Here is a 26,206-nt window from a genome sequence, read left to right as displayed (position 1 = left end):
CCTTCGAGCTATTGTGCGGCCGCACTCATATGAATTCGCTCGGACTGCGACTGATAGGCGGCAGCTTCGTGCGCGGACACCAGGGCCAGACGAACCGCGACGTTCTTGTGGTAGGGCGTGCCCGCAATGGGATCGCGGTTGCCACTTTCGGTGAGCAGGTTGATACGCGGCCCGTTGATCAGGCGCTCGCCGTCCGCCGTGGGGTATGCCTGACCGTAGCCGTGCGGCAGCGCCAGCTGGCCATTGCGCACGGCGTCGTCGACCTTGCAGCGGACGACGAGCCGTCCGACCACCGACTCGACGGCGATCCAGTCGCCATCGTTCGCGCCCAACTCGCGCAGATCGCTCGAATTGATCAACATGGCGCCGTCGGGATCCTCGCGCCGCCACGCGGGATCGCGAAAGATCTGGTTGGCGTTGAACATGCGGCGGCCACCCGCCGCCAGCATGAATGGAAACTCCTTTGGCGCGCCCGCTGCTTGCGGATCGAGCCGTGCCAGCCATTCCAGCATCTGCGGGACCACCAGCCGAACCTTGCGGTCCGAATGGCTGATCAATGACCAGACCTCATCATAATCGTGCCGGGTAACGGCAGTTCCTTGCCGGGTGGCAACGATAGTGTCGAACAGGAGATCGCCGAGCTGGTGATCCGTCACCTCGTCCGATGCGCCGATCGCCCGCCGCACCGCTTGCGGCGATCGCTTCGCGCAAGCCAGCGCCGCCCCCCACAAGGGTGCTGCGGCCGCCGTGCCATCCGGAAGCGTCTGCCCCAGCGTATGGTAGAGCACTAGGGCTGGAACTGCGCCGATCGAAGGGTTCTCCGCGATGAAAGCACGAAAGGCGATGGCGAACTCGGCACGCGAACGCCGCGCCGCCTCCCGCAGGGGCGCGAGCACATTGTCACCTGGCAGAAGCCCCAGGGCGACGGCAAGCCGCGTGTAGATCTCGGGTTCCGGCAAGGTGCCGGCGAGCGGCGGCAACACCCCGGCACGAACATGAAAATAGTTCGTCGGAAATTCGAAGTTGAACAGGGTGAATTCAGTTTTCTCGAACTGCGAGGACGCCGGGAGAACGTAATGCGCGAGCTGTGCGGTTTCGGTCATCGCAACGTCGACCACAACGCATAGGTCGAGCGAGCGCAGCGCGCGTTCCACGGCCCCGGTGTTTGCGGCCGTGTTGGCGGGATTGGAACTGTCGATCCAGGCGCATCGCAACCGGTCGGGATGGTCCTTGAGCACCGCTTCGGGGAAAATGTTCGGTGGCAAGAGGCCGCCAATAATCGCATCGCCGGTCGGTGCGAATGTCTGATTCGGAGAATTGCCCCATAGCGGTTGAAGCCAGCTATGCAGTTGGTTGGTACCTTTACGGCCGAAATTGCCGGAAAGCATGATCAGAAGCTTTTCGAGATAGGAGTTGAGCGTTGAGTTGATGCCTTGCTGGATGCCGAGCTCGACCCGCACCACCATGGCCTTCGCCGCTGCGATCATCGCGGCGCAGCGCTCCAGGTCGACGATCGAGATATCGGCAGCGGCAGCCCATTCCTCAACGGGGATATCTAATAGCGCCTGCCTCACTTCCGCGGAGCCAATCGTGTGCTCCTCAATGAAGGCATGATCGATCCGGTCGGACCGGACAAGCGTGGCCAGCAGCGCCCCAAGGAGAAACGAGTCGGCACCGGGACGGACCGCGAGATGCAGATCCGCCATTTCGGCGGTTTCGGTTCGCCTGGGATCAATGACGATCAGCTTGCGTGCGGGATCCTTGCGGATTTGATTGAGATGATCGCGCGCATTGGGGAAGCCGTGCGCAATCCAGGGATTTGCACCGATGACAAGCAAGAGATCGCAATGATGGACGTCCTCGGCGGTGTGGCACGTCTGGCTGCCGAACATGTGGCCATTGACCCAGAAGTCGCCGGTTTTTTCCTGCGAAAGGGCATTGAAGACGCTGCGCGAACCCAGTGCGCGCAACAATCCACTGGCATAGGCGCCGCCGGCGTGGTTGCCCTGCCCGCCACCGCCGTAAAGGGCGATAGTCTTGCCGCCATATCTGTCGACGATGTCTCGCAGCCGCTCTGCGATTTCTGCGATCGCCACGTCCCACTCGATTGCATCGAAGCCGCCGTCGGCGCGACGACGCAGCGGAGTCGTAAGCCGATCCTTGTCATTCGCATAATATGGAATCCGGGTCGCCTTGTTGCACAGGTAGCCCTGTGATTTCGGGCTCGAACGGTCGCCCCGTACTTTCTCGAGGCGCACCTCGTTGACCAGGACTTCGATCCCGCAATTGATGTAACACAGGTTGCAGGCCGTCTTGAGCCATTTGCCGGCCGTCATTTTGACCTCCCTTGTTATGATTTCTCGCAGCGCGTCGCCTTTGTCGTTCTTCGTTGCGGCTTCCGAGTCCGGCCGCCTGCGGTCTTGCGTCCGGCATCGAGGATGCGGTCGGAAAGTTTCCCCGCGCCGACGGCACGCGACAGCACGATCGATCCCACCATGGTTGCGATAGCGCCTGTCGCGATTTGGCGGGCCTGTCCAGGTGGCTCACCGGGAAGCAACTCGACAAGGGCGTCGATCATCCTCTCCAGTTTGGAAGCCAGGGCCTGCTGCTCGCTCGGGCTCGATCGCGCGACATCGACGGCCAGGGTTGGAAGCGCGCAACCGTGTTTGGGATTGTCGCGATGCCGGGGACTAAGATAATCGGCGATCAACGCCTCGAAACGTTCCCCGTCGGCCTTCCCGTTCGCCAGTTTTCTCCATCGTCCAGTCGTTTGGTCCATCGCAAAGGCGATCGCCTCGCTGACAAGTGCGGCACGCGACTCGAAATGGTTATAGAAGCCGCCGTGGGTCAGACCCGCGAGCTTCATCAAGTCGACAACACTGAGCCCTTCCGCGCCTTTTTGGCGCAAACCGTAGGAAGCATTTTCAACGATCCGATCGTGGGTTTGACGCCTGTGGTCTTCTACGTATCGCATCGCCACTCCATGCAAGGTCCTAAGGTGACCGGCTGCACAACCCGTCCCCATCCCCTCGAAGCAATTCTGGAACCGCGCTTCCTTGAAGTTCACGGCAACATTTCATTGCAATGCTGGCCATCTTATATGACTATCGTCATATAACAACACCTATCAACAGGAGAGTTCGCCATGGCCACCGCTTCCGACCCCGTCGTCATCCTTTCTGCCGCCCGCACGCCGCTCGGCCGCTTCATGGGCGAGTTGTCGCCTCTCAGCGCCCACATGCTCGGCTCCCACGTGATGTCAGCGGCGCTGGAGCGGGCCAAGCTTGCGCCCGAGCGGATCGATGAGGTTTTCATGGGCAACGTCTTGCCGGCCGGACAAGGCCAGGCGCCGGCACGCCAGGCCGCCCGCGGCGCCAAACTGCCGGACGCCACCGGCGCCACCACCGTCAACAAGGTCTGCGGCTCCGGCATGAAGGCGACCATGCTGGCCCACGACATCATCAATGCGGGCTCGGCCTCGATCGTATTGTCGGGCGGCATGGAGAGCATGAGCAATGCGCCCTATCTGCTGGCCAAGGCACGCGGCGGTTACCGCGCCGGCCATGACCGGATCATCGATCACATGATGATGGACGGGCTGGAGGACGCCTATGAGACCGGCCGCTCGATGGGCGATTTCGGTGAGGCCACCGCGGAAGCCTATCAGTTCACCCGCAAGGATCAGGATGCTTACGCGATCGAGACGCTTACCCGCGCGCGCAAGGCGGTCGAAGGCGGCGCGTTCAAGGCCGAGATCGTGCCGATCACGCTAACCGAAAAGATCGGGCCGCGGATCGTCGCCAACGACGAACATCCGCTGAAAGTGGACCCCGCCAAGATCCCCGGGCTGAAAGCCGCGTTCCGCGCCAACGGCACCATCACGCCGGCCGCCTCCTCCGCCAATGCCGATGGCGCCGCGGCGCTCATTCTCGCAAAGCGCTCACTCGCGGATCGCGACGGTCTCCCCGTACTGGCCGAGATCAAGGGCCACGCGACCCACAGCCAGGAACCGCAGTGGTTCACCACGGCGCCGATCCCGGCCATTCGCAAGCTGTTGGATAAGATCGGCTGGAGCGTCGGCGATGTCGATCTGTTCGAGATCAACGAGGCCTTTGCCGTGGTGGCGATGGCGGCGCAGAAGGATCTCGGCATCCCCCGCGAGAAGCTGAATGTCAACGGCGGCGCTTGCGCGCTCGGTCATCCCATTGGCGCCACCGGCGCGCGCCTGATCGTGACGCTGCTGCACGCGCTGGAGGCGCAGAACCTCAAACGCGGCGTGGCCGCCCTTTGCATCGGTGGTGGTGAAGCCACCGCCATTGCGATCGAGCGCGTCGTCCGCAGATAGCACGGCCGATCCGACAGATAAGGGCTGGGGCGAGCGGCGCGAACCGCGTCACTCGCCGCCTTGTAACCTGCCTATCCCGATTAGCGCGAAAGTTCCCATGGCTGACCAGTGCCAAACGACCAAGAGCGTGCCGCGGGATGTTCCCGTCTCCAGCGGCCTGGCGATTGCGGTCCTTTCCGTCCTGGCCGCCACGGGAACGCTCGCGACCAATATCTTGCTGCCGTCGCTGCCGCAGATTGCGATCTCTTTGAATGTCACCAGTGCGGCGGTCACGTCCGCCATCACCGTCTTTCTTGCGGTGTTCGGGATAGGCCAGCTCCTGGTCGGACCGCTTTCGGATCGCTACGGGAGACGCTGGCCAGTCCTGATCGGATTTGTTGTGTTCATCGGCGGCAGCGTCTGGTGCGGTTTGGCAACAGATCTACCTAATCTTTTGGCCGGCCGCATCGTGCAGGCTGCTGGCGCTTGCGCGACGTCAGTGCTGTCTCGCGCCATCGCCCGCGACATGTTCAGTGGGCCGGCGCTGGCGCGCGCGATGGCGCTAATCATGATCGTAATGTCCGCAGCCCCCGGATTCTCACCTCTACTTGGCGGCGCACTCGATCACAGTTTTGGCTGGCGCTCCGAATTCGCACTCGTCGCGGCCTTTGCCGCAGCTGGCGCCATCGCCTACAGCATCATCCTCGGCGAAACCCACAATTCGATCCGCACGCCGCTCAATCTGGTCGCCATCGCCAGGACCTATGTTGGCCTGATTGGCGATCGTCGTTTCGCCATCCCGGCTGCAACCGCGAGCCTGATCATAGGCGGCTTGTTCTCGATGTTTTCGGCTGCACCGCGCCTGTTCATTGAAGCAATGCACTTCACGCCGATCCAGCTCGGCCTCTTCTTCGCCGGGACCGTCTTTATCGTATTCGCCGCGGGCATGCTGGCGACGAAATTGGCACCACGCTACGGGCTCGATCGCCCGATCCGGGCAGGACTGTGGGCAACGGCCGCCAGCAGCATTGCGATCCTGCTCATCTCGATGATCAGCCCGACGTTCTTGCCATTCCTGGGCGCGATGTGCATTTTTCTCCTCGGCATGGGCGTTGTAAGTCCACTGGCTACCGCGCGGGCGCTCTCTCCCTTCGGGGAGAAGGCCGGCGCGGCCTCGGCATTGCTGGGTTTCTGGCAGATGATGAACGCCGCAATCGGCGTTTGGCTTGCTGCTTCGGTGTCGCATGAAGCAATGTTCGCGCTCGGCGTCGTGTTGAGCGCGTTTTCACTGCTAGCACTTGGCCTGTACGCGTGGGGCCTGAGGTCACCTGCTCCCCATTAGGTGCCATGGAACTCCGGTTTGCTGCTGCCAGCCGGACGCTTCATCTCGAACATGTTCTCCGTCCTGACCTCGAGGTAATCTCCACCACGGCCGGCGCGCAGTATGGGACGCGCAAGGGCCGTGTTGTATACACCGTCCTCGATCAAGGACTTGTCGATGTATACTGCCACGACCTCGCCGAGCACGAACCATCCTTCGACCTTCTCACCGCGCGCATTCGACAGCTGAGATACGTCGACAACCTTGCATTCCATAGCGGCCCTGCTCTCGCCTACCCGCGGCACAGCGACGTGGCGCCCGGGTATTGCCGTCAGCCCTGCTGCTTCGAACTCGCTCACGCCGTGATCGAGCGGCGTCGCCGTCACGTTCATGCGCTCGCCAAGATCCATCGTAACCAAATTCCAGACGAATTCGCGGGTCTCGCTGACGTTCTTGACCGTGTCCTTCCACGAAATTGAGGAGAACCCGATGATCGGAGGGTCGTAGAGGAACGCGTTGAAGAAGCTGTAAGGAGCGAGATTCAGTTGACCAGCTGCATTCCGTGACGAAATCCAGCCAATCGGACGCGGCGCGACAATCGCGTTGAATGGATTATGTCTGAGCCCGTGACCCTTCGACGGCTCGTAATAGTGGAAGTCGGTCAGATCCATGAATTCCCCCAACAGCTATATTTCGCTCGGAAAGCTCAAGCGATCGCCAGAGCGGCAGCCGGCCTCTTCCCGGCATCATCAAGGAAGCCAGTCAGACGTTGACGGATGATACGTTCGGCATCCGCCATGATGCGGTCGATCAGTTCTTTGACCGTGGGAATGTCGTGAATGAGGCCCGCGACCATGCCGCAACTCCACGCGCCAGCGTCCATGTCGCCGTCGATCATCACCTTGGGATAAACACCCGCCACCTGATCGTGGATATCCTCGATCTTGAGTTGCTTACCCTTGGCTCGTTCGATTTCGAGCAGCTGCTCGACGCCCTTGTTGTTCAAAACGCGCTCGGTATTCCGGAGCCCGCGCATGACCAGACGGGTGTCGAGTTCCGATGCCTTCACCAGCGCATCCTTGACGTTCTGGTGTACCGGTGCCTCCTTGGTAGCGATAAAGCGCGTTCCCATGTTCATGCCGGCGGCGCCCATCGCCAGTGCTGCCACCAGGCTGCGCGCATCCGCCATACCACCGGAGGCAACGAACGGTATCTTCAGTTCCTCGGCCGCGCGCGGCAACAGGATCATGTTGGGCATGTCATCCTCGCCGGGATGACCTCCGCATTCGAAGCCATCCACGCTGACAGCATCGCAACCGATCTGCTCGGCCTTCAGTGAGTGTCGAACCGAGGTGCATTTGTGGATGACCTTGATGCCTGCCGCCTTCAAGGCCGGCATGTATTGTTCGGGGCTTCGCCCGGCGGTTTCGACGATCCGGATGCCGCCTTCCCTGATGGCCGCGATGTATTCCGGATAGGGCGGAGCGCTAAACGTCGGGAGAAAGGTCAGGTTCACCCCGAACGGCTTATCAGTCATATCGTGACAGCGAGCGATTTCCTTTGCCAGCAGTTCAGGCGTCCTTTGCGTCAATCCGGTAATGAGCCCAAGGCCGCCAGCATTCGACACGGCCGCTGCCATTTCGGCAAAGCCTACAAAATGCATCCCGCCCTGGATGATTGGGTGTTCGATGCCGAACAATTCAGTAATTGCTGTCTTCACAAGGAGCTCCTGTTTCTCTATCGCGGCTTTTTGCTCAATGAACGATCTCGAGAAGTCCCGCAGCACCCATGCCGCCGCCCACGCACATCGTAACGACGGCGTACTTGGCCTTGCGCCGGCGACCCTCGATCAAGGCGTGGCCGGTCAATCGTGCTCCGGTCATGCCATAGGGATGGCCAACCGCGATCGAGCCGCCATTGACATTGAGCTTTTCCGGGTCGATCCCGAGCTTGTCGCGGCAATAGATCACCTGCACAGCGAATGCCTCGTTCAATTCCCAGAGATCGATATCGTCGATCTTAAGGCCGTGACGCTTGAGGAGTCGGGGCACCGCGTAGACGGGCCCTACTCCCATCTCGTCCGGTTCGCAGCCTGCCGAGACAAAGCCACGGAAGATGCCGAGCGGCTTTAGTCCCTTCTGCGCGGCCAGCTTGTCGCTCATGATGACAGCGGCACTTGCGCCGTCGGAGAGCTGGCTCGCATTGCCACCGGTAATGGTGAAGCCCGGCCCCTTGGCCGGCTTGACGCCTGCGAGAGCCTCAGCGGTGGTATCGGGACGCGGTCCCTCGTCAGCCGACAGCGTCACTTCCCGATATGACACGGCACTGGTCGTCTTGTCGGTGACTGCCATTGTTGTCTTGATTGGTGCAAGCTCGTCGTTGAAGCGGCCGCCCTGTTGCGCCGCGGCCGTCCGGCGCTGGCTTTCAAGGCTGTACTCGTCCTGACGCTCGCGCGAGATGTCGTAGCGCTTGGCCACGATCTCGGCCGTATCCAGCATCGCCATGTACGCGTCTCCCTTCATGGCGAGCAGTTCCGGGTCGACCGCATGAAACATATTCATCTGATTGTTTTGCACCAGGCTGATCGATTCGCCACCGCCGCCGATAGCGACTTCCAGACCGTCGAAAATCACGGACCGCGCAGCCAGGGCAATCGCCTGAAGGCCGGACGCGCACTGGCGATCGATGGTGGTCCCGGCCACGCTCACCGGAAGTCCGGCCCGCAATAGCGCCTTGCGAGCGATATTGGTGCCGGTAGTGCCCTGCTGCATGGCACACCCCATCACGACATCCTCAACCTCGGCGCCTTCGATCTTGGCGCGTGACAGCGCCGAAGAGATCGCATGCCCCAACAGGGTGGCGCCCTCGGTATGGTTGAGCGCGCCTTTGTATGCCTTGCCGATCGGAGTGCGTGCGGTCGAGACGATCACAGCTTCAGTCATGGTTATACCTTTGGTTGGATACGACAGTCGGATTGCCGCCTCGGAGGGGATATTCAATTTTGCTGCGCGTACCGCATCAGATGATAAGCGGGATCGCCAAACTGGATGTTGATGGAGTTTATCCGCTTGAAGTAATGGCCGACGTTCAATTCGTCGCTCATGCCCATGCCGCCATGTAGCTGCACGGCCTGCTCTGCGACGAAGCGGGCGGCGTTGCCAACCTTCGACTTCGCGCCCGATGCCAGCTTCGATCCATTTGGCTCCCGGGCTGCAAGGCTGAGATTCAAATGCTGTGTGAGCGAAATCGACTCTTCGAGCGCGATGAACATGTCGACCATGCGGTGCTGCAACACCTGAAACGTCCCAATTGCCGCCCCGAATTGCTTGCGTGCTTTGCTGTATTCAAGCGACGCCGAATTCAGCACCGACATCGCCCCGACGGCTTCCGCGCAGAGTGCTGCGATAGCACGGTCGCGGCACGCTTCGAGCGCTGCAACGCCTTCGCCTTCGGCACCAAGCAACTGGCTGCCCGGAACCTGGACATCCATCAGCGTCAGCTCGGCGGCGCGCCGACCATCGACCGTTTTGAAGCTTTGCAAGTGGAGATTGGCCGAATGGCGATCGACGACGAACAGGCTTACGCCGGTACGGTCGCGGGGCCCACCGGACGTTCGCGCCGAGACGATTAGCTTGTCGGCCCACGGTGCACCAATCACCGCTGCCTTTGTTCCGCTCAGGACAAAGTTGTCCCCCTGACGTCGCGCCGTCGTCGTGACGTTGTCAAAATCGTAGCGTGATCGCCCTTCCGCCCAGGCCAGCGTCCATATGGCGCTGCCATCCATGATCTTCGGCAAGAACGCCTCGCGCTGCTCCGGCGAGCCGGCGTCTTCGATCAGGCCGCCAGCGAGAACAACGGTCTCAAGGTACGGTTCGACGACCAGGTTGCGTCCGAACTCTTGCATCACGATCATTGTCGCAAGCGATCCGCCACCAAGACCACCGGAACTTTCCTGAAACGGTGCCGCGCACAAACCAAGCTCGGCAAAGGCGCTCCAGTGCTTGCGGCTCCAGCCTTCATCCGTCGCAACAATTTTTCGACGCTCGTCGAAATCATACTGTTCCCGCAGGAAGCGTTGAATGCTGGAACGGAGCAACTCCTGTTCTTCCGTCAACTGGATATCCATCCGATGCCTCGTGCGATGTGGTCAGAGACCGAGAACTGCTTTCGCGATGATGTTGCGCTGGATTTCATTCGATCCCCCGTAGATACTGAGTTTTCGGGAGTTCAGATATTTCTCCGTCGCAGTGTGCCCGTGCTCCGGCCCCGGAATGAAGCGGTTGGCGCTCACCGGGTGCTCACGGATAGCCAGGCCGTAGTTACCGATGGCCTGATGCGTTAGATCCGTGATGCGCTGGAATATTTCGGTACCCCTGATCTTGAACAGCGACGCAGCCGGCCCCGGATCGATGCCACGCGACATCTGTGCGACGATTCGCAGTTCGGTTGCCTCCAACGCGAGCACATCCAGCTCGACGCGCGCAATTTCCTTGATGAACTCCCCGAAAGTCGGATCGTCGTCGCCGATCTCGGTCTTCACAATATGCTTGAGGCGCGCAAGATAACGCGTCGAGCGGCCGATCCCGGCCATGCTGGTACGCTCGTTGCCGAGCAGAAACTTCGCGTAGGTCCAGCCCTTGTTCTCCTCGCCGATCAAGTTCTCGACGGGGACGCGCACATCCTCCAGGAAAACGTCGTTCACCTCGTGCGATCCGTCGATAGTGATAATGGGCCGCACGGTGACTCCGGGCGACTTCATGTCGATCAGCAGGAAAGAGATGCCCGCCTGAGGTTTTGCCGAAGGATCGGTCCGCACCAGGCAGAATATCCAGTCGGCATGCTGGGCCAGTGTCGTCCAGGTCTTGTGTCCGTTGACAACGTAGTGATCGCCGTCCCGCACAGCCTTGGTGCGGACCGACGCGAGGTCGGAGCCGGATCCGGGCTCCGAATAACCCTGGCACCACCAATCCTCACCGGAGAGGATTCGCGGCAGAAACTTCTGTTTCTGCGCGTCGTTGCCGAATGTGTAGATGACCGGTCCGACCATGGTCACGCTGAACGCGAGTGGCGGCAGCGTCCCGGCACGTGACGTTTCCTGTTCGAAGATAAAGCGCTGCGTGATCGACCAGCCCGGCCCGCCATGCTCCTTGGGCCAGAGCGGAGCGATCCATCCCTTCTGGTGGAGAATACGGTGCCAGAGCAGCATCTGCTCCTTGGAAAGGTCGGTTTCCGGATTGGGAACACGCATTTCCGCGGGATAGTTCTCCGCGATGAAGGCGCGCACCTCGTCACGAAACGCGGCCTCCTCACTGGAAAGATTGAGTTCCATGGTGAGAGGCTCCCGCTACCACTTCTCGCCGAAGGGACGAATCTCCAGTTCAAAGGTCCAGGCGCTTTTGGGCTGCTGATAAAGCAGCCAGTAGGACTCCGCGACCGACGATGGCGGCATTAGCAGATCAGGATCATCCAGGGCGTTCGGGCCTAGTGCCTCGATTCGCCGCTGCCGCACCCATTCGGTGTCGACACCGGAGTCGATAATGAGATGCGCGACATGGATATTCTTGGGGCCCAACTCGCGTGCGGTCGCCTGCGCAACGGCCCGCAGGCCGAACTTCGCGCTGGCGAAGGCCGCATATCCCGTCCCACCACGGAGGCTCGCTGTTGCACCGGTAAAGAAGATATTGCCTTTTCCGCGGGGAAGCATCAGGCGAGCTGCCTCACGGCCGGCGAGAAAGCCGGAATAGCAGGCCATTTCCCAGACCTTGCGGAATACGCGTTCGGTCGTGTCCAGAATCGGATAGTTGACGTTGGCACCAATGTTGAAGATGCAAACCTCGAGCGGTGCGTGCTTGTCTGCGTCGCCGAGGAAGGAAATGATTTCCTCCTCCTTGCGTGCGTCGAGCGAGCGCGCGTGAATTTCACCGCCGGCCTTCTCGATCTCCTTGACCAGCGGTTCGAGCTTGGCGCCGTTGCGGCGCCCGGCGAACACCGTAAAACCCTCCGAGGCGAACTTCTTTGCAATTTCACTGCCGATAAAGTCGCCAGCACCGATCACGGCCACGGTCGCGTTTCTCTTTTGCAAGGGTATTCTCCCGGTCAGGTTAGACATGTTGTCTGCGAAATTCGGCCGCCCGCTCCGGAGGGCTTTCATCACCCTCGCCACGCAAGGACTCCGCGAGCTTGTGCTTGAGTATCTTGCCGGTTGAGGTGGCCGGCAACGCATCGAGGATGATGATTTTGGACGGCCGCTTGTATGAGGTGAGTTGAAATCGGATGAAACCCATCAGATCGTCCGGCGTCACACGTGACCCCGGCAGCAGTTGCACAAACCCGACAATCTCTTCATTGCCGTCGACGGCACGGCCGACCACGGCGCATTGCACGACGTCCTTGTGTGAACTGAGGACCGCTTCGACCTCAGCTGGATACACGTTGAAACCCGAACGAATGATCATTTCCTTGGTGCGGCCGACAATGCAGAGGCAATCGCCGTCGAAACGAGCTAGATCGCCTGTATTGAACCAGCCCTCGCTGTCGATTGCCTTGGCGGTCAGCTCGGGGGCACGATAGTAGCCGAGCATCACGTTGCGCCCGCGGACATGCAGCTCTCCGACCTCACCTCTTGCCGTCGGAATTCCGTCCAGGGTTCTGACCCGCGCTTCTACTCCCGGAAGCACAGTGCCTACCGCCTGGTCGGCGCGTGGCGCATCGAAGCGCACGCCCGATATCCCCGGCGAACATTCGGTGATCCCGTAGCCGTTAAGCAGCGGAAGGCCGAACTCCTTTTCCACACGCAACTTCAGATTCAAATCGAGGGGCGCGCCGGCGACGCCGATCAAGCGTAACGAGCCTCGGGCGAGCTGCTCCACACCCGCCACGCTCTTGTACTCCAGCAGCCGTTGATAGGTGGCGGGCACGCCATTGAGGATAGTAACGCCCTCCTCCGCGATCGCACTGGCGGTCGCGGCAGGATCGTATTTGCTGACCATCCGCACCGTGCCGCCGGTCATCAATGTCATGATCAGGAGCGAGATGCCGACGATATGGGAGATCGGCAGGACGAGATAGATCTTGTCGTCTTCATTCATCTTGCGGATAGACGCGGTGGTCTTTGCGCTGATCAGCAGGTTGTCATGCGAGAGCATCACGCCTTTCGGCGTCCCCGTCGTTCCCGAGGTGTAGATCAGCACCGCGACTTGTTTCTGGGGATCTGCCTCCACCGGCTCGACGGTGGCGCTTTCGTAGAGCGGACCAACACCAACCTCCGGCAGAGGGCCTATTCGCTCGTTCTCGGCGCCATAGCGCGAAGCGTGAGCCGCGGCCTCCTTCGAAATACCCGATGTGAAAAACATCCGGCGGGCGCCGCTATGGTCGCGGATCTGATCCAGTTCGCGTGCGGACAATCGCGGGTTGGCGACGATGACCCAGGCATCGAGCCGGCTCGTCGCCAGCAGCAACGCGGCGAGCGCAATACAGTTTTCGCTGACAATGATCATCCGGTCTCCCGGCCTGATCCCCAGCGAGGAGAGGACGGTGGCGATCTCGGTAACGCGCCTCTCAAGATCACCATAACTCCAGGATGCCCCATCTTCGATGAGCGCGATCCGGTCGGGGGCTTTGCCAACCTGCCTTGCCGTTACTTCATGGATGCGACGCGGCAAGCCGACAGCAATCTCGTCGAGATTGATCGTCTCTGAAAGCTCCGCCACGACTGACCTCCCCGTCAACGATTGCCCGCTCGCGCACGCGCGGATGCTTGGCCGAACCTAACGTTCTTTTTTAGAACTCGTCAATGATTAAATCATCGCTCCGGCTTCACGACGTCCGAAGGGGCAACCAAGCTGCCCTATTATGATTGGTCCATTGTTGAACGCCGTCGTTTACAACGCGCCATCCGACCGTTACGATAAAAGTATCAAATCAGAACTTATTGGGAGACACGGAATGACGGCAAACCGCGGCGTAGCGATACTTGTAGGCGCAGGCGATGCCATCGGGGCGGCGGTCGCGCGGCGTTTTGCCGAGGGCGGCTATACGGTTTGTATCTGCAGGCGTGATGCGTCCAAATCGCAGGGCCTTGTGGCCGAGCTGAGGGATGCCGGACATCAAATTCACGCGTTCAGCGTCGATGCCCGTCAGGAAGCAGAGGTCCAAGGCATATTCGAGCGGATCGAAAAGGAGCTCGGACCGATCGAAGTCTGCCTCTACAATGCCGGTTCGAACGTCAACAAGCCTCTGCTGGACACTACAGAGAAGCTGTTCTTCAAGGCTTGGGAACTGGCCTGCTATGGCGGCTTCCTGGTCGGACGTGAGGCTGCACGCGTCATGCTTCCGCGCGGACACGGCACCATCTTCTTTACGGGTGCGACGGCCAGCGTGCGCGGCGGCCAGGGGTTTGCGGCGTTTTCATCAGCGAAGTTCGGACTTCGGGCAGTAGCCCAGGCGATGGCGCGCGAGCTGGGGCCGAAGAATATTCACGTCGTGCATCTCCTGATCGACGCCGGCGTCGACAGCGAGGCGATCCACCAGCGCATGAAAGCGGCGAAGGGGATCGAGGCAAGCGAAATTCCTCCGGATAGCCTGACAAAGACATCTTCCATTGCTGAGGCCTATTGGTTCACCCACCAGCAGAGCAGGGATGGCTGGACCCACGAACTCGATCTCCGTCCGTCCGTGGAGAAGTGGTAACATGAGCGCTACACCAAACCTGACCCTGTGGGGCGTTGGGACAAGCCGCACCATCCGTCCGCATTGGGCCATGCACGAACTGGGCTTGGCTTACACGACAAAGCCGATCGGACCGCGAACGGGCGAGACCAAGACCGCGGAATACACCAAGCTCAATCCGCGCCAGAAGATTCCGCTGCTTCAGGACGGCGACTTCTCCATCGGCGAGAGCGCCGCGATCGTTGCCTACCTGTCGCGAATGTACTCCACGACGGAGCGCTCGCTGATTCCTGAAACCACCCGTGAGTATGCCGCGTGGCTGGAATGGTGTTTCTTTATCGTCGCGGAACTGGATTCAACCAGCCTTTACGTGATGCGCCGCCATCGCGCCGACGCGCTCGGTCCAATCTACGGTATTGCGCCCGAGGTCGTTGCCCAGGCCGGCGAGTATTTCCGCCAGCAGCTGCGCCATGTCGAAGTAGCACTTGCAGACGACCGGCAATTCCTGATGGGCGACCGGTTTACCAGCGCTGACATCCTGCTCACGACCTGCCTTGAGTGGGCTATCGCCTATGGCGTCGGCATTTGCGACAACGCGCAGCCCTATCTCGAACGCATCAAGAAACGGGAGGCCTTCCAGCGAGCCGTCGCGGCAAATGTCCCGTTAGCACCGATCACGCCGGTGCCGGCGAAGGTTTAAAAGCCGACCAGCACTCGCGCAGGGGTTCGAGGTTAGATCGCCACGCGCACGCTACGCTCGGCGACCATCTTGTCGATGGCGCCGTCGTCGTAGCCCAGCTCGCGCAACACGTCGCGCGAGTGCTCGCCGACGCGGGGAGCTGGTCCACCAATCGCGGCCTCATTGATCTCAAAGCGAGCCGCCGGCTTCGGCTGCCGCACCCGACCGACCTTCGGCTGGTCGAACTCCGCGATGATGCCGCGCGCGATTACCTGTTCGTTGTGGATGATTTCGCCTCGCCGCAGGATCGGTGCGCAGGGCACGTCGGCCGCGTCGAGGCGCTCCAGCCATTCGGCTGTGGTGTGCTGGCCGATGTATTCCGCCATCTTGTTGATGCGGGCCGTGGCATTGACCGAGCGCGCGCCCGGAGTCGCAAAGCGGGGATCGTTGGCAAGCTCGGGATCGCCAGAGGCCCGGCAAAAGCCCTGCCATTCGGAATCCGAAATTGTACCGGCCGTGATGTAGCCATCGCTGGTCTTGAACACGAGATCCGGCCGGTCGTTGGGATCTGCGGCGGTGGTCTCGGCTCCTACCACCGTGTACTGCATCATGCCCTCGGGCCACAGATACGAAATCATCGCATCCAGCATTGCGACCTGAATATGATCGCCCTGCCCGGTCTTCTCGCGGGCGTACAGCGCCGCTGCCACCGCCTGCGCGGTGAACACGGCAGTGGTCTTGTCGCATACGATCGTGCGGATCATCTGCGGACGGTTCGTTACCGGCTGCGACTGGATATCGGCAAAGCCCGACAGCGCCTGAATGATCGGATCATAGACGCGCTTCTTCACATACGGGCCGGTTTCGCCGACGCCGCTGATCGAGACATAGATCAAGCGCGGATGGCGTTGGCGCAACTCATCGACGCCGAGGCCGAGGCGCTCCATGGTGCCGGGTCGGAAATTCTGCACCAGGACGTCGGCCTGCGCGACCAGCTTGGCGAGAACCTCTCGGCCGGCCGCGCTCTTGACGTCGATCGACAGTGAGCGCTTGCCGCGGTTCGAAGAGATAAAAAGTGCGGAGAACTCGCCATCCTTGTCGATGGTGGCACGGCTGCGCCGCGTAATATCGCCGCCAATCGGCTCGATCTTCAGGACGTCAGCGCCCTGATCCGCCAGAAACATGGTCGCGTAGGGACCGGACACCACGCCTGTCAAATCCAGGACTCGAACACCGCTAAGTGGACCGGGCATGGGCAATCTCCCTGAGTTTACTTCGTTGCTGGGCCGACTGAGTTTTCCCCGTGCATGCCCGAAACATCGGCCTGGCGCTGCAGGCCCGAATTCCCAACCTTAGGCCGTTTTCGAAACCAGCTGACTGGTCTGTTCGACGATCGATTCCTCGACGTCACGGAGCTGGTCCTTGCCGAAGAACATTTCCGTTCCGACGAAGAAAGTCGGTGAGCCGAATGCTCCTCGGTTAACCGCGTCGGTGGTCCGATCGATCAACCCCTTCTTGACGTCATCCTGCTGCGCACGGGCGATCAAACGGTCGATATCGATGCCTGAGGAGATGAATGCGTTCCGGAAGGTTTCGAGGTCATCCATCTTCTTGGGCTCTTCCCACATATGATGATAGGCCGCGCGGAAATAGGGCTCGAACACACCTTCGAACTGGGCTGCGACGGCACCGCGCATCAGCATCAGCGTGTTGACCGGAAAGAAGGGATTCTGGCGAAATTTCGTGATGTGATGGCGGCGGATGAAGCGCTGGGTCTCGAGCGCCTGGTATTCCGGCTTGTTCTTGATTCCGCGAAGCGAGTCGAACGGCGACATGTTGCCGGTCCCCTTGAAGATGCCTCCGAGCAGGACCGGGACGTATTCGAATTTCACGCCGGTGCGCCATTCGATTCCCGGCAGGACCAGTTCCGCCAGGTAAGCGTTCGGGCTGCCGAAATCGAACAGGAATTCAACTTTCAGGGGCATGTCAGTTCCTCCCGCAGAGCGAAATGGGTGGTCGGGTTTGGTGATCTTCGAGCCGAACCTCGGCTACCATACCGTCATACAGTTCTAAAATCGAACTGTCAAATCTACGCTGAATTCTGCTGGTTTTAACTAGTCGCGGGGTATTGTTTGGCATTTAGTACCTATCTAGAATGGTAGAAGCGGCTGCGGTTCCCTGGGTTGATTCGAACGGAACAGGCGCCTGCCGACCGGAGAGCAGGAATGAAATGGGATGAACTTGAGCAAGAGCCATGTTCGATGGCTCGAACCATCGGTGTAATCGGTGACCGTTGGACGCTTCTGATCCTCCGCGAATGCTTTCTGCGTACGCGCCGTTTCGAGGGCTTTCAGTCAGCGCTTGGAATCACCCGCCACTTGCTCGCAGAACGGCTGAAGAAGCTGGTTCGGCAGGGCGTGCTGCGCCGCATTCCCTATCAGGAGGCGCCCAAACGCCACGAGTATATCCTGACGCAGAAGGGTCTCGACCTCTATCCGATCATGATGGCGCTCGTCCATTGGGGCGACACCCACATGGTCGACGAACGCGGGCGGCCGTTGCTGCATCAGCACCGCAAATGCGGCAAGAACTTCGATCCGGTGATGGTGTGCTCCGAATGCGGCGAGCCGCTTTCGGCCAAGGAGGTTCATACTCACCCTGGCCCCGGTGCCCGCCCGCCTTCGGAACGGATTTCTCGCGACAAGCCCGCAAAGCCAAAGACCCGCAAGCAAGCGGCGTGATTGTCCGTCAGGCCGCTCACGCCCAAATCACTATCACGTCTTCGCTCGGCGGCTCTGCATACAGATTTTCGACGCACCACGATCGGTGGCTCAATACGGCCCGCTGATTGACGTAGGCCTTGTCGGTGATCTCTCCTGCCGCCATCGACGGCGGATCCTTGAGCAGGGAGAACGAACAAATTCTTTCGCTGCTTCCGACGGTTTCATTGTATTCCCGAAAACGGTCTTTCAGGAATTGGACTACGAGAGGGTCGCAGGTCAAATCCGACGCTGGAGTCTTCGAGATCCGCGCTGCCTCGGCCGGATTCAACCAGCAGAGCAGCGCGCACGCTTCACGATTTTCTCCCGCCACGACGAGGTCCAGCAATACGCCTCGGGTTGCAGCCAGAATTGCCGCTCGCATATTCCCGATCGAGACCCAGGTGCCGTTCGCGAGCTTGAAGTTCTCCGAAATTCTGCCTGTAAAGCGCAACCCAAGCTCCGGCTTCTGAGGGTCCAGAAACGAGACGGTATCGCCAATGCGATAGAATCCTTCCTCATCGAAGGCCTGTTCCGTCAAATCCGGCCTTCCGAGATAACCTGACGTAACGTTGGGTCCCTTGACCCTCACCTCGTACGTATCGGAAACAGGGATCAGTTTTAATTGCAGACCCGGTGCGGGAAGACCGATCTCTCCCGGCTGGTCGGTCGCCCAATGGGTCGTACTGATTGTCGGGGCCGTTTCGGTGGTGCCGTAGCCCGACATGACCGGAATTCGCCGGCCAGTGATCGACGAGGTCAACCGATAGAGTTTCTCAAGCGTGGCCTGCGAGATGGCAGCTCCGGCATAGCTCAATCGATCCATCCGCTTGAATACGCTGGCGCCAAGATCGAGGTCGTTCTCGATTGCACCACATAGGAGATTGTAGCCGGCAGGTACGTTGAACATGGCGGTGGGCGAAATCTCCTTGAGGTTCGCGACCGTCTTGTGGAAGAGCTGAGGCAGCGGCCGGCCATCGTCGATGTAGAGCGTACCGCCATTCTTGAGAATGCCGTGAAGGATGACGTTGCTGCCCATCGTATGGTGCCAGGGCAGCCACTCGACCTGCACCGGCGCATCCGGAGGAGACACCAGCTGACTCCCCATTTGCAAGGAGCTCGCCATCATGCGGTGGGTGTTGAGGACGCCTTTGGGAAAGCCTGTCGAACCGGATGTGAAGAGAATCTTTGCGACAGCGTCGCAGGAAACCGCCAATGAAGCATCCGCAAATCCTTCGCTCCCCGTTCGGGATTTCAGCGCGCCGAAAGGCACGGTATCCGGCGCTCCATCGACACTGATCCAGGTCGATGCTGCCAGTTCGGGAATAGAACGTCCCGCGGAAAAGTCGCGCGCGCTCTGAACGAAAACAAAATTCGGGCGCAGCGCTTCCGCTATATCCCTGAGCCGAGCCAGGCCGCCGGGCATCAGCGTGTAGTTTGGCGATATCGGCGCGATTATTACGCCTATCGACATCGCGGCGAACGAGATCACCGCGTTCTCGATTGAGTTTCCTGAAAGTATCGCCAGCTTGTCGGCCGGCTTTGCGCCCATGTCGATCAGGCTTTGGCCAACCGCCTGAACCTGCGACCATGCCTCGCGATAGGTGATCTCGTCCCATCCCCCTTCCGCATTGCGTTGCGCAAGAAAAATTCTATCGGGAACAGAATTTGCCCAGTTCGGAAGAAAATCCGTGATACGCCAGTCGCATTTTCCCAACTCGAGCGACGAGCTCAATATGAGCGTGCCGTCGGTTCGACGCTCTATGGAAAGCTCCCTTGGCGCGAACGTCAGTGGCTTCGTCGACATCGAAACAATCTCCTGAACCGCTGTGATGGTCGACAAGCGCGCGGGACGCGATTCGTCTCTTCTGATGCCATGTCCGCTGGACCTACCTGCCTGGATAGCGCGAACAATCAACCGAGCTTTCGGTCAGACTAGCCGGCAGTTCGCAACCGGCCCGCCAAGCCGCCCCCGTTGCTTTGCCCAGGTGAGTTCACTCGGACTTGGCGTCCAGCACTTCCCCGAAGCCCTCCCAACTAGTGCCGGTCCATCGCTGCAATCGCATCTGTGTCCAGATCATGTTCACGGTGTCGGTGGTGTTGACCTTGACGCCAGGCAGCACAGTCGGCACCACGAAATCCCTCAGGTTCTTGGCCTGCGCGAGAATATTCTTGCGGGACAGATCATTGCCGCATTGCTTTAGAATCTGCTCGAGCAGGACGCCTTGCTGGTAGCCGGTCAGGTAACTGCCATTGGTGATATCGACGCCTGGCAAATACTTGTCCAGAAATGCCCGGTAGGTCTGCATGCCTGGGTCATCTTTCCATGTCGGATCCAGGATATCCTTGTTGGTCGTGCCGACGATCACGCCGACCGATTTGTCGAGACCGGCGGGAGCGAGCGTGCCTCCGACAGAGCCGGATGGGAAATTGATGATGACGGTCGCCTTCCAGCCGATCACCGACGCCTGCCGGATGGCCTGAGCGGCGAACTTCGGAGTGCCGGCGATCACGAGGGCATCCGCACCGGAGCTCTTCAGATTGACCACCTGTGAATCAACCGTCGGTTCGGTGACCTCATAGGAAGCGGCCACGACCTTCCGGTCGAAATCCTTTCCGAGAAACGCCTTGAAGGCGCTGACGTAGTCTTTGCCGAGGTCGTCGTTCTGATAGAGGATGGCATACTTGGCGTTCGGCAATGTCTTTGTCAGATACTTGGCGTAGATCTTTCCTTCGGTGTCGTAGCTGACAAGACCTGTCGTGGTCAGGGGATAACTGGCGACGTCCGTGAACTTGGATGACCCGCTGATAATTGCGATGCTGGGCACCCCTTTCGACCGCAGGTATTTTGCCGTAGCCGAGAGGCCGGGAGTGCCAAGCTGGCCGAACATGAACGACACTTCGTCGCTCTCAACGAGTTTGCGGACATGCTCCACGGCTTTGGGAGGGCTGTAAGCATCGTCATACGCAATGTAGTTGATCTTGCGTCCGTTGATGCCGCCGCGGTCGTTGACCGACTGGATGTAGGCGATAACTCCCTTGCCCACGAGGCCGATCGATGACGCCGGTCCGCTGAAGGGAAAGACGCCACCGATCTTGATCTCGGTAGCAGAGATTCCCGGCTCGTCCGCCGCGAATGCCGGGCCGCTCAAAAGCAGAACCACAGCCGCAATGGCCTTCCAATTCACCAACATTGCTCGTCCTCCCAAACGCGCACCTTTCCGCGGTACGTCGTCTCGGAGTGAGATTACAGTTCTTTTTTAGAACTCGTCAAGCGCTTAGATCATCATCCGCCGGCCGGTCGTCGACGCGCCTCGTCAGTGTGCGTAGAAACGTGTGAGTTCTAACATTACACAGACGCTCTGTTCTGGCAGACGTTAGCTCGCGGAGAGCCATGCCCGCTCACCCGCCGAATGCCAGGCAGAAGGCTGGCGAGCCGATGCTCTCCCAGAGTTTCCCCATCATTCCATTTTCAAACTAACGCAGCGGATATATGCAACGGTGGGCAAACTGCCTTTGGTCCCATCCCAGCGGGCGAGACCTTGAAGCGTCTCCTCAGGGCCTTACTCGGCAGCCATTGCCGTTCGCAATTCCGGTTCCTCAGCAGAGCTTTCATAGATTTCGTCTGAAGTCGGCTTGATCCGAAACCACGCGGCATAAAGCGCTGGAAGGAACAGCAGGATCATTACCGTGCCGACCGCCGTGCCGCCGATCAGCGTATAGGCCATCGATCCCCAGAACACGGAGTGCGTGAGGGGGATGAAGGCCAGCACGGCGGCAAGCGCGGTCAGGATCACGGGTCGCGTACGCTGCACGGTGGCCTCGATGACCGCGTGATAATCATCAAGGCCGGCAGCGCGGTTCTCCTTGATTTGTTCGGTCAGGATCAGGGTATTGCGCATCAGGATGCCCGCGAGTCCTATCAGGCCGAGAATGGCGTTGAATCCGAAGGGCTGGTTGAAGGCGAGCAACACGGGCACGACGCCGACAAGGCCAAGCGGCGCCGTCAGCATGACCATCGCCATCGTCGAGAAGGATCGCACCTGCAGCATGATGACGATCAGCATGGCGGCGATCATGGCGGGAAAGATCGTCGCCAACGCGTCATTGGCCTTGGTTGCCTCCTCGATCGATCCACCCAACTCGATGCGGTAGCCGGCCGGAAGGGAGGTGATCAGCGGCTGAAGGGCCGTCTTGATCTCCTTGGAGACCTCTGGAGGCTGGGTTGCCTCATTGATATCCGAGCGAATCGTGACCACGGGTGTGCGATCGCGGCGCTTCATAATCGGCTCTTCCAGACGGACTTCCGAATGGCCGATCTGCTCGAGCGGAATCGGGCGGCCGTCCCGGCTCATCAGTGAGAAATCCGCCAGACGTGCCGGATCCAGTCGCTCGCCGCCGGCGCTGCGTGCAACGATGGGGACATTGCGTATGTCCTCGCGGACCTGCGTGACCGTGATGCCGGTGAGGAGGAACTGGAGTTGCCGGCCCACCTCCGCCGGCGAGAGGCCGATCAGGTTCAGTCGATCCTGATCCGGGATGAAGCGGAGCACGGGTGTACGATTACCCCAATCGCGGTTCGCTTGCCGCACATCGGGAACGCCACGCATGATTTCGAGGGCTTTTTCAGAGATAGCGTATAATTGCGCGGGATCAGGCCCCATGACGCGAAACTCGACCGGGAACGGCGTGTAGGGTCCGAACACAAGCTGCGTGACGCGCACATTGGCCTCGGGCGCAAGCCCCTCTGATACCGCCTGTCGGAGCCGGTGCTTCACAGCTTCGCGGGCCTCCGCGTCCGGTGTCAGTACGACGATCTTGGCGAAGGCCGGATCAGGCAGTTCCGGCGCCATCGCGAAGAAGAATCGGGGAGCGCCCTGACCGACATAGCTCGTGACGATCTTGGCCTCCGCCTGCTGCTCCAGCCAATGTTCGAGCTTCTCGACTGTAGCGGTCGTCGTCTCGATACTGGTGCCTTCCGGCAGGCGAACCTCGACCAGCACTTCGGGGCGGTCTGACGTCGGGAAGAACTGCTGCTTGACGGCACCCATGCCGACGACGGAAAGCGCGAAAGCGATCGCGACGATGCCGCTGGTTACGAACTTGTGGCGCACGGCGAAGGTGATGAGCCCTCGCAGGCGCCGATAGTTCGGTGTGCCGTAAATCGCGTGATGCCCGCCTTCGATCGGCTTGATCGCAGGCAGCATCTTGACGCCAAGATAGGGCGTGAAGATCACCGCGACGATCCAGGAGACGATGAGGGCGAACCCTACGACCCAGAAGATGTTGCCGGCGTATTCGCCGGCCGTCGAGCGCGCGAAGCCCACCGGCAGGAACCCGGCGACCGTCACGAGTGTGCCCGACAGCATCGGCGCCGCAGTGTGGCTCCACGCATAGGCCGCCGCCTTGATGCGGTCCATGCCCTCTTCCATTTTCACCACCATCACCTCGATGGCGATGATGGCGTCGTCCACGAGAAGGCCGAGCGCGAGGATGAGGGCGCCGAGCGTGATGCGGTCGAAGAACCGGCCGGTCTCCAGCATGATGAGGAACACGACGGCAAGCGTCAGAGGGACGGCAGCCGCCACGACGATGCCGACGCGCCAGCCGAGGCTGAGCAGACTCACCAGCAGCACCACGCCGAGCGCCATCGCGAACTTCATCATGAATTCGTCCACCGCCGAGGTGATGTTGACGGCCTGATCGCTGATCTTGGCCAGCGTCATCCCGAGTGGCAGTGTCCGAGCGATAGCTGCGGACCTGTCCTCCAGCGCCTTGCCGAGCGCAAGGCCATCCCAGCCCTCTTGCATAACCGCCGCGATCATGACGGCGGGCTCACCCTGGTGTCGGATGAGGTAAGTGGGAGGATCCTCGTAGCCGCGGCGGATTTCGGCGATGTCGGAGAGTTTCAGCGTCCGCCCGGAAGCCACGATCGGCGTGTCGGCGATCGCCTGGACGCTGTCATAAGCGCCGTCGACTCGGATGAAGACCTGCGGCCCCTTGGTGTCGATCGAGCCTGCCGGTGTGACGGTGTTCTGCCGCTGCACGGCGGCAACGATATCCTGTGCCGATACGCCGAGGGTTGCCAATTTGGCGTAGGAAAACTCAATGAATATCTGTTGAGGACGTTCGCCGAGGATGTTGATCTTCTTGACGCCGGGCACGTGCAGGAGGTCCTGGCGAATGGTTTCGGCTTGCCTGGCGAGTTCCCGCATCGGCATGCCCTTCGCCTTGAGGGCATAGAGGGCGAAGCTCACGTCCGAATATTCGTCGTTGACGAAGGGGCCGAGCACGCCGGACGGCAGCTTGCGCGCTTCATCCCCAAGCTTCTTGCGGGCCTGGTAGAACTCTTCCTGCACGCTGGATGGCGGTGTGCTGTCCTTGAGCGTAACCGTCATGTACGCATAACCTGGCCGTGTGGTCGTCTCTACCCGGTCGTACCAGGTCAGCTCCTGAATCCGCTTCTCCAGGGGTTCGGCGACCTGGTCCTGCATCTCGCGCGCCGTGGCGCCCGGCCATACCGTCGTGATCGTCAGGGTCTTGATGGTGAAGGAGGGATCCTCCGCCCGCCCGAGCATGAGGAAGGCGTAGGCGCCTGCCGCCGCCAGCAGGACGATGAAGAAGAGGGTGACGGCCCGTTCGCGAACCGCGATCGCGGAAAGATTGAAATTCGACATTTGGCCACTCCTAATTTCTGCGACGTTCGTGCTGGCGCTCGGCCCCGTCCTGCGGCAAGTGCGTGCCGAGTGAACCGCGCTTACCTAAAAAGCGCGGGCCCTCTGATTGCGCTTCTGCGAGCTTACGATTGGTTCGGCGGCAGCTTCCTTGAGGCCAGCTGCCGCTTGGGCGGCAAGCCCACGGGCCGCCTCCTGTGAATCCTGAAATTCCTCGAGTGCATGGACTCTGCCCCACCGCAGGGTGAACACGTGGAGACCACGGTTGACGTACGACGCGTCGCCGCCAAGCAGCGTTGCGGTGGCGTCCCACTCGGCAAACACGGTGGTGTGCCACGGCCAGCCTTTCACCCAGATGTTGTTGACCGTGATATGGAGGGTGGGCTGGACGCGGCCGAGACGCTCAAACCAGCGGCGCAACGCTTCTTTGTCGTGGCGCTCACCAGCAAGCGCGTGGGCGCCGGAAACGCGGTGATGGACATGCGGCGCGACCGCTTTCACGGCGTCATGCCCGCGATGGTTGTTGACGTGATCGAAGGTCTTTCGGATTTCTCTCTTGACAATGTAGCTGTACAGCATTGGCCGTCCTCCGACGGTGATCGCGGAAGATTGAAGCTCGTCAGTTTCCGTTGTTTTCAGATGCAGTCCTGACGCGAGCGCCCTCCTGGAGAAGGTGAGCGCCGAGGGCAACAACCGGATCACCAGAGCTCAATCCGGAGATCACGGCGTTTTCGCTGCTCACCCGAACAAGCCTGACTGGCCGAAAGCGTACGCTTGAGGTGGCGCTATCCAGGACCCACACACCGGTCTTCCGGCCGTCGTCGAGCACGGCTCCCAGCGGCACCTGGACTTCCGGCTCACTCGCCTGGCTTGCCAGCCGAATGGTTACCGTGGCGCCAAGCGGTGCCGCCGCGGCCTCACCGTCGAGCACATAACGGGCCTCATAGGTACGGGTCTGAGCATCGGCGGCGTCCGACAACTGCCGCAGATGCGCCGCGTAGCGCCGCCCATCGGCCGCCCCATACACGCTGGCCTCGGCCACGGAGTCGATCGCTGGCCGGATTGTTTCGGGAAGCGCGACCACCGCTTCGCGGGGGCCGGCCTTGGCGATACGAACGATTGTCTGGCCGGCCGAGACGACCTGCCCGGGCTCGCCAAGCGTTTCAACAACCGTTCCGTCCGCATCCGCAACCAGGACTGAGTAGGTAGCCTCATTCTCCGCAACCCGCGCATCCGCTTCGGCGGTGGCGAGTTGCGCCTCGGCCGTATCCAACGCGGCCTTCGCTTGCTCATAGCGCTGTCGGGAAGCCCATCCGTTGCTCACCAACTTGGCGTATCGCTGTTCATCCGCTTCGGTCTGCACGAAAGATGCACGCGCTGCTGCAACGGCGTTGCGCTTCGCGGTGACCGCAAGGCGAAGGTCGGTTTCGTCGATCCGCATCAGCGGTTGGCCGGCTTTGACCTGCTGACCGGTATTAACAAGCCGTTCCACGATCTTGCCGGCGACGCGAAACCCGAGGTTGCTCTGCACCCTCGCCCCTATGACGCCCGTGAAGCCGCGTTCGGACCCGGTCACCCGAGCTGCCGTCGCCAATCTGACGATCGGTGGTTCCTGCCTCGGGTCGCTCACGGCAGAGGCTGCGTGCGTACGGATGGAAAGCGTAACGAATCCGGCCACCCCGAACACCGCGATCAGGATGCTTCCCAGCACGATAATGGGTCTTTTTTTCATGGCACAGCCTCACCAAAATAGATTGCACTTGAACTCTATATCTGATATAG

At 60.7% G+C, this 26,206-nt stretch carries 21 protein-coding genes; 5 read left to right on the top strand and 16 right to left on the bottom strand.

The features are described 5' to 3' along the window. Positions 1–8: 8 nt before the first annotated feature. Together ABIE49_RS31570 and ABIE49_RS31565 are read right to left on the bottom strand one after the other, a co-directional pair. A complete protein-coding gene (locus tag ABIE49_RS31570; protein WP_192735069.1) occupies positions 9–2,336 on the bottom strand; it encodes a molybdopterin-dependent oxidoreductase in 2,328 nt (775 codons plus the stop codon). Between the two features lie 14 nt (positions 2,337–2,350). Then, positions 2,351–3,067, bottom strand: a complete 717-nt coding sequence (locus tag ABIE49_RS31565) for a TetR/AcrR family transcriptional regulator (protein ID WP_354067099.1) — start codon at positions 3,065–3,067, stop codon at positions 2,351–2,353. 78 nt (positions 3,068–3,145) lie between these two features. Between ABIE49_RS31565 and ABIE49_RS31560 the strand changes: the two genes are divergently transcribed. Then, on the top strand, positions 3,146–4,345 hold the full coding sequence (locus ABIE49_RS31560; protein WP_192735070.1) for an acetyl-CoA C-acyltransferase: 1,200 nt from the start codon (positions 3,146–3,148) through the stop codon (positions 4,343–4,345). Then, on the top strand, positions 4,299–5,666 hold the full coding sequence (locus ABIE49_RS31555; protein WP_354067098.1) for a multidrug effflux MFS transporter: 1,368 nt from the start codon (positions 4,299–4,301) through the stop codon (positions 5,664–5,666). Before ABIE49_RS31560 ends, ABIE49_RS31555 begins: the two co-directional genes overlap by 47 nt. Here the strand turns inward: ABIE49_RS31555 and ABIE49_RS31550 are convergent. Genes ABIE49_RS31550 through ABIE49_RS31520 form a run of 7 tightly spaced genes read right to left on the bottom strand, consistent with a single transcriptional unit; the run spans position 5,663 to position 13,354 of the window. After that, positions 5,663–6,316 carry a flavin reductase family protein gene (locus tag ABIE49_RS31550; protein ID WP_192735071.1) on the bottom strand — a complete coding sequence of 218 codons (654 nt, stop codon included), beginning with the start codon at positions 6,314–6,316 and terminating at the stop codon, positions 5,663–5,665. The genes ABIE49_RS31555 and ABIE49_RS31550 overlap by 4 nt on opposite strands. Before the next feature lie 35 nt (positions 6,317–6,351). Further along, the gene (locus tag ABIE49_RS31545) at positions 6,352–7,365 is read right to left on the bottom strand and encodes an NAD(P)H-dependent flavin oxidoreductase (RefSeq protein WP_192735241.1); all 1,014 of its coding nucleotides are present in this window, start codon (positions 7,363–7,365) and stop codon (positions 6,352–6,354) included. 34 nt (positions 7,366–7,399) lie between these two features. Then, entirely contained in the window at positions 7,400–8,587 is a 1,188-nt protein-coding gene (locus ABIE49_RS31540) for an acetyl-CoA C-acyltransferase (protein ID WP_192735072.1), read from the bottom strand. A gap of 53 nt (positions 8,588–8,640) precedes the next feature. Further along, a complete protein-coding gene (locus ABIE49_RS31535; protein WP_192735073.1) occupies positions 8,641–9,771 on the bottom strand; it encodes an acyl-CoA dehydrogenase family protein in 1,131 nt (376 codons plus the stop codon). A gap of 21 nt (positions 9,772–9,792) precedes the next feature. Then, the gene (locus ABIE49_RS31530) at positions 9,793–10,974 is read right to left on the bottom strand and encodes an acyl-CoA dehydrogenase family protein (RefSeq protein ID WP_192735074.1); all 1,182 of its coding nucleotides are present in this window, start codon (positions 10,972–10,974) and stop codon (positions 9,793–9,795) included. 15 nt (positions 10,975–10,989) lie between these two features. After that, positions 10,990–11,727, bottom strand: coding sequence for an SDR family oxidoreductase (locus tag ABIE49_RS31525; RefSeq protein WP_192735242.1), 738 nt, complete (start codon positions 11,725–11,727; stop codon positions 10,990–10,992). Positions 11,728–11,746: 19 nt separating this feature from the next. Then, entirely contained in the window at positions 11,747–13,354 is a 1,608-nt protein-coding gene (locus tag ABIE49_RS31520) for a class I adenylate-forming enzyme family protein (protein ID WP_192735075.1), read from the bottom strand. A 235-nt stretch (positions 13,355–13,589) separates the two neighbouring features. Here ABIE49_RS31520 and ABIE49_RS31515 point away from each other — a divergent pair, with 235 nt between their 5' ends. Both ABIE49_RS31515 and ABIE49_RS31510 read left to right on the top strand, forming a co-directional pair. After that, the gene (locus ABIE49_RS31515) at positions 13,590–14,333 is read left to right on the top strand and encodes an SDR family NAD(P)-dependent oxidoreductase (protein WP_192735243.1); all 744 of its coding nucleotides are present in this window, start codon (positions 13,590–13,592) and stop codon (positions 14,331–14,333) included. 1 nt (position 14,334) lies between these two features. Further along, positions 14,335–15,012 (top strand): glutathione S-transferase family protein, encoded by a 678-nt coding sequence (locus tag ABIE49_RS31510; protein ID WP_192735076.1) that lies wholly within the window; start codon positions 14,335–14,337, stop codon positions 15,010–15,012. Positions 15,013–15,044: 32 nt separating this feature from the next. Here the strand turns inward: ABIE49_RS31510 and ABIE49_RS31505 are convergent, their stop codons facing one another. Both ABIE49_RS31505 and ABIE49_RS31500 read right to left on the bottom strand, forming a co-directional pair. Next, a complete protein-coding gene (locus ABIE49_RS31505; RefSeq protein WP_192735077.1) occupies positions 15,045–16,244 on the bottom strand; it encodes a CaiB/BaiF CoA transferase family protein in 1,200 nt (399 codons plus the stop codon). 99 nt (positions 16,245–16,343) lie between these two features. Then, the gene (locus ABIE49_RS31500) at positions 16,344–16,976 is read right to left on the bottom strand and encodes a 2-hydroxychromene-2-carboxylate isomerase (RefSeq protein ID WP_192735078.1); all 633 of its coding nucleotides are present in this window, start codon (positions 16,974–16,976) and stop codon (positions 16,344–16,346) included. Positions 16,977–17,216: 240 nt separating this feature from the next. On the opposite strand from ABIE49_RS31500, the gene ABIE49_RS31495 reads away from it, so the two are divergent. Then, positions 17,217–17,732, top strand: coding sequence for a winged helix-turn-helix transcriptional regulator (locus ABIE49_RS31495; RefSeq protein WP_192735079.1), 516 nt, complete (start codon positions 17,217–17,219; stop codon positions 17,730–17,732). A gap of 16 nt (positions 17,733–17,748) precedes the next feature. Here the strand turns inward: ABIE49_RS31495 and ABIE49_RS31490 are convergent, their stop codons facing one another. The 5 genes from ABIE49_RS31490 to ABIE49_RS31470 all read right to left on the bottom strand — a co-directional run bounded on the left by ABIE49_RS31490 (position 17,749) and on the right by ABIE49_RS31470 (position 26,156). Next, positions 17,749–19,593, bottom strand: coding sequence for an AMP-binding protein (locus ABIE49_RS31490; protein ID WP_354067097.1), 1,845 nt, complete (start codon positions 19,591–19,593; stop codon positions 17,749–17,751). Positions 19,594–19,744: 151 nt separating this feature from the next. After that, positions 19,745–20,944 carry an ABC transporter substrate-binding protein gene (locus ABIE49_RS31485; protein WP_192735081.1) on the bottom strand — a complete coding sequence of 400 codons (1,200 nt, stop codon included), beginning with the start codon at positions 20,942–20,944 and terminating at the stop codon, positions 19,745–19,747. Positions 20,945–21,313: 369 nt separating this feature from the next. Then, entirely contained in the window at positions 21,314–24,427 is a 3,114-nt protein-coding gene (locus ABIE49_RS31480; protein WP_192735082.1) for an efflux RND transporter permease subunit, read from the bottom strand. Positions 24,428–24,511: 84 nt separating this feature from the next. Then, complete coding sequence (locus ABIE49_RS31475) at positions 24,512–25,003, bottom strand: nuclear transport factor 2 family protein (RefSeq protein WP_192735083.1); 492 nt, start codon at positions 25,001–25,003, stop codon at positions 24,512–24,514. Between the two features lie 40 nt (positions 25,004–25,043). Then, on the bottom strand, positions 25,044–26,156 hold the full coding sequence (locus ABIE49_RS31470) for an efflux RND transporter periplasmic adaptor subunit (protein ID WP_192735084.1): 1,113 nt from the start codon (positions 26,154–26,156) through the stop codon (positions 25,044–25,046). Positions 26,157–26,206: the final 50 nt, after the last annotated feature.

The sequence above is a fragment of the Bradyrhizobium sp. OAE829 genome (assembly GCF_040546575.1).
Lineage (GTDB): Bacteria > Pseudomonadota > Alphaproteobacteria > Rhizobiales > Xanthobacteraceae > Bradyrhizobium.
Note: the sequence above shows the minus strand (reverse complement) of the source record. Positions and strands in the feature narration are given on the sequence as shown.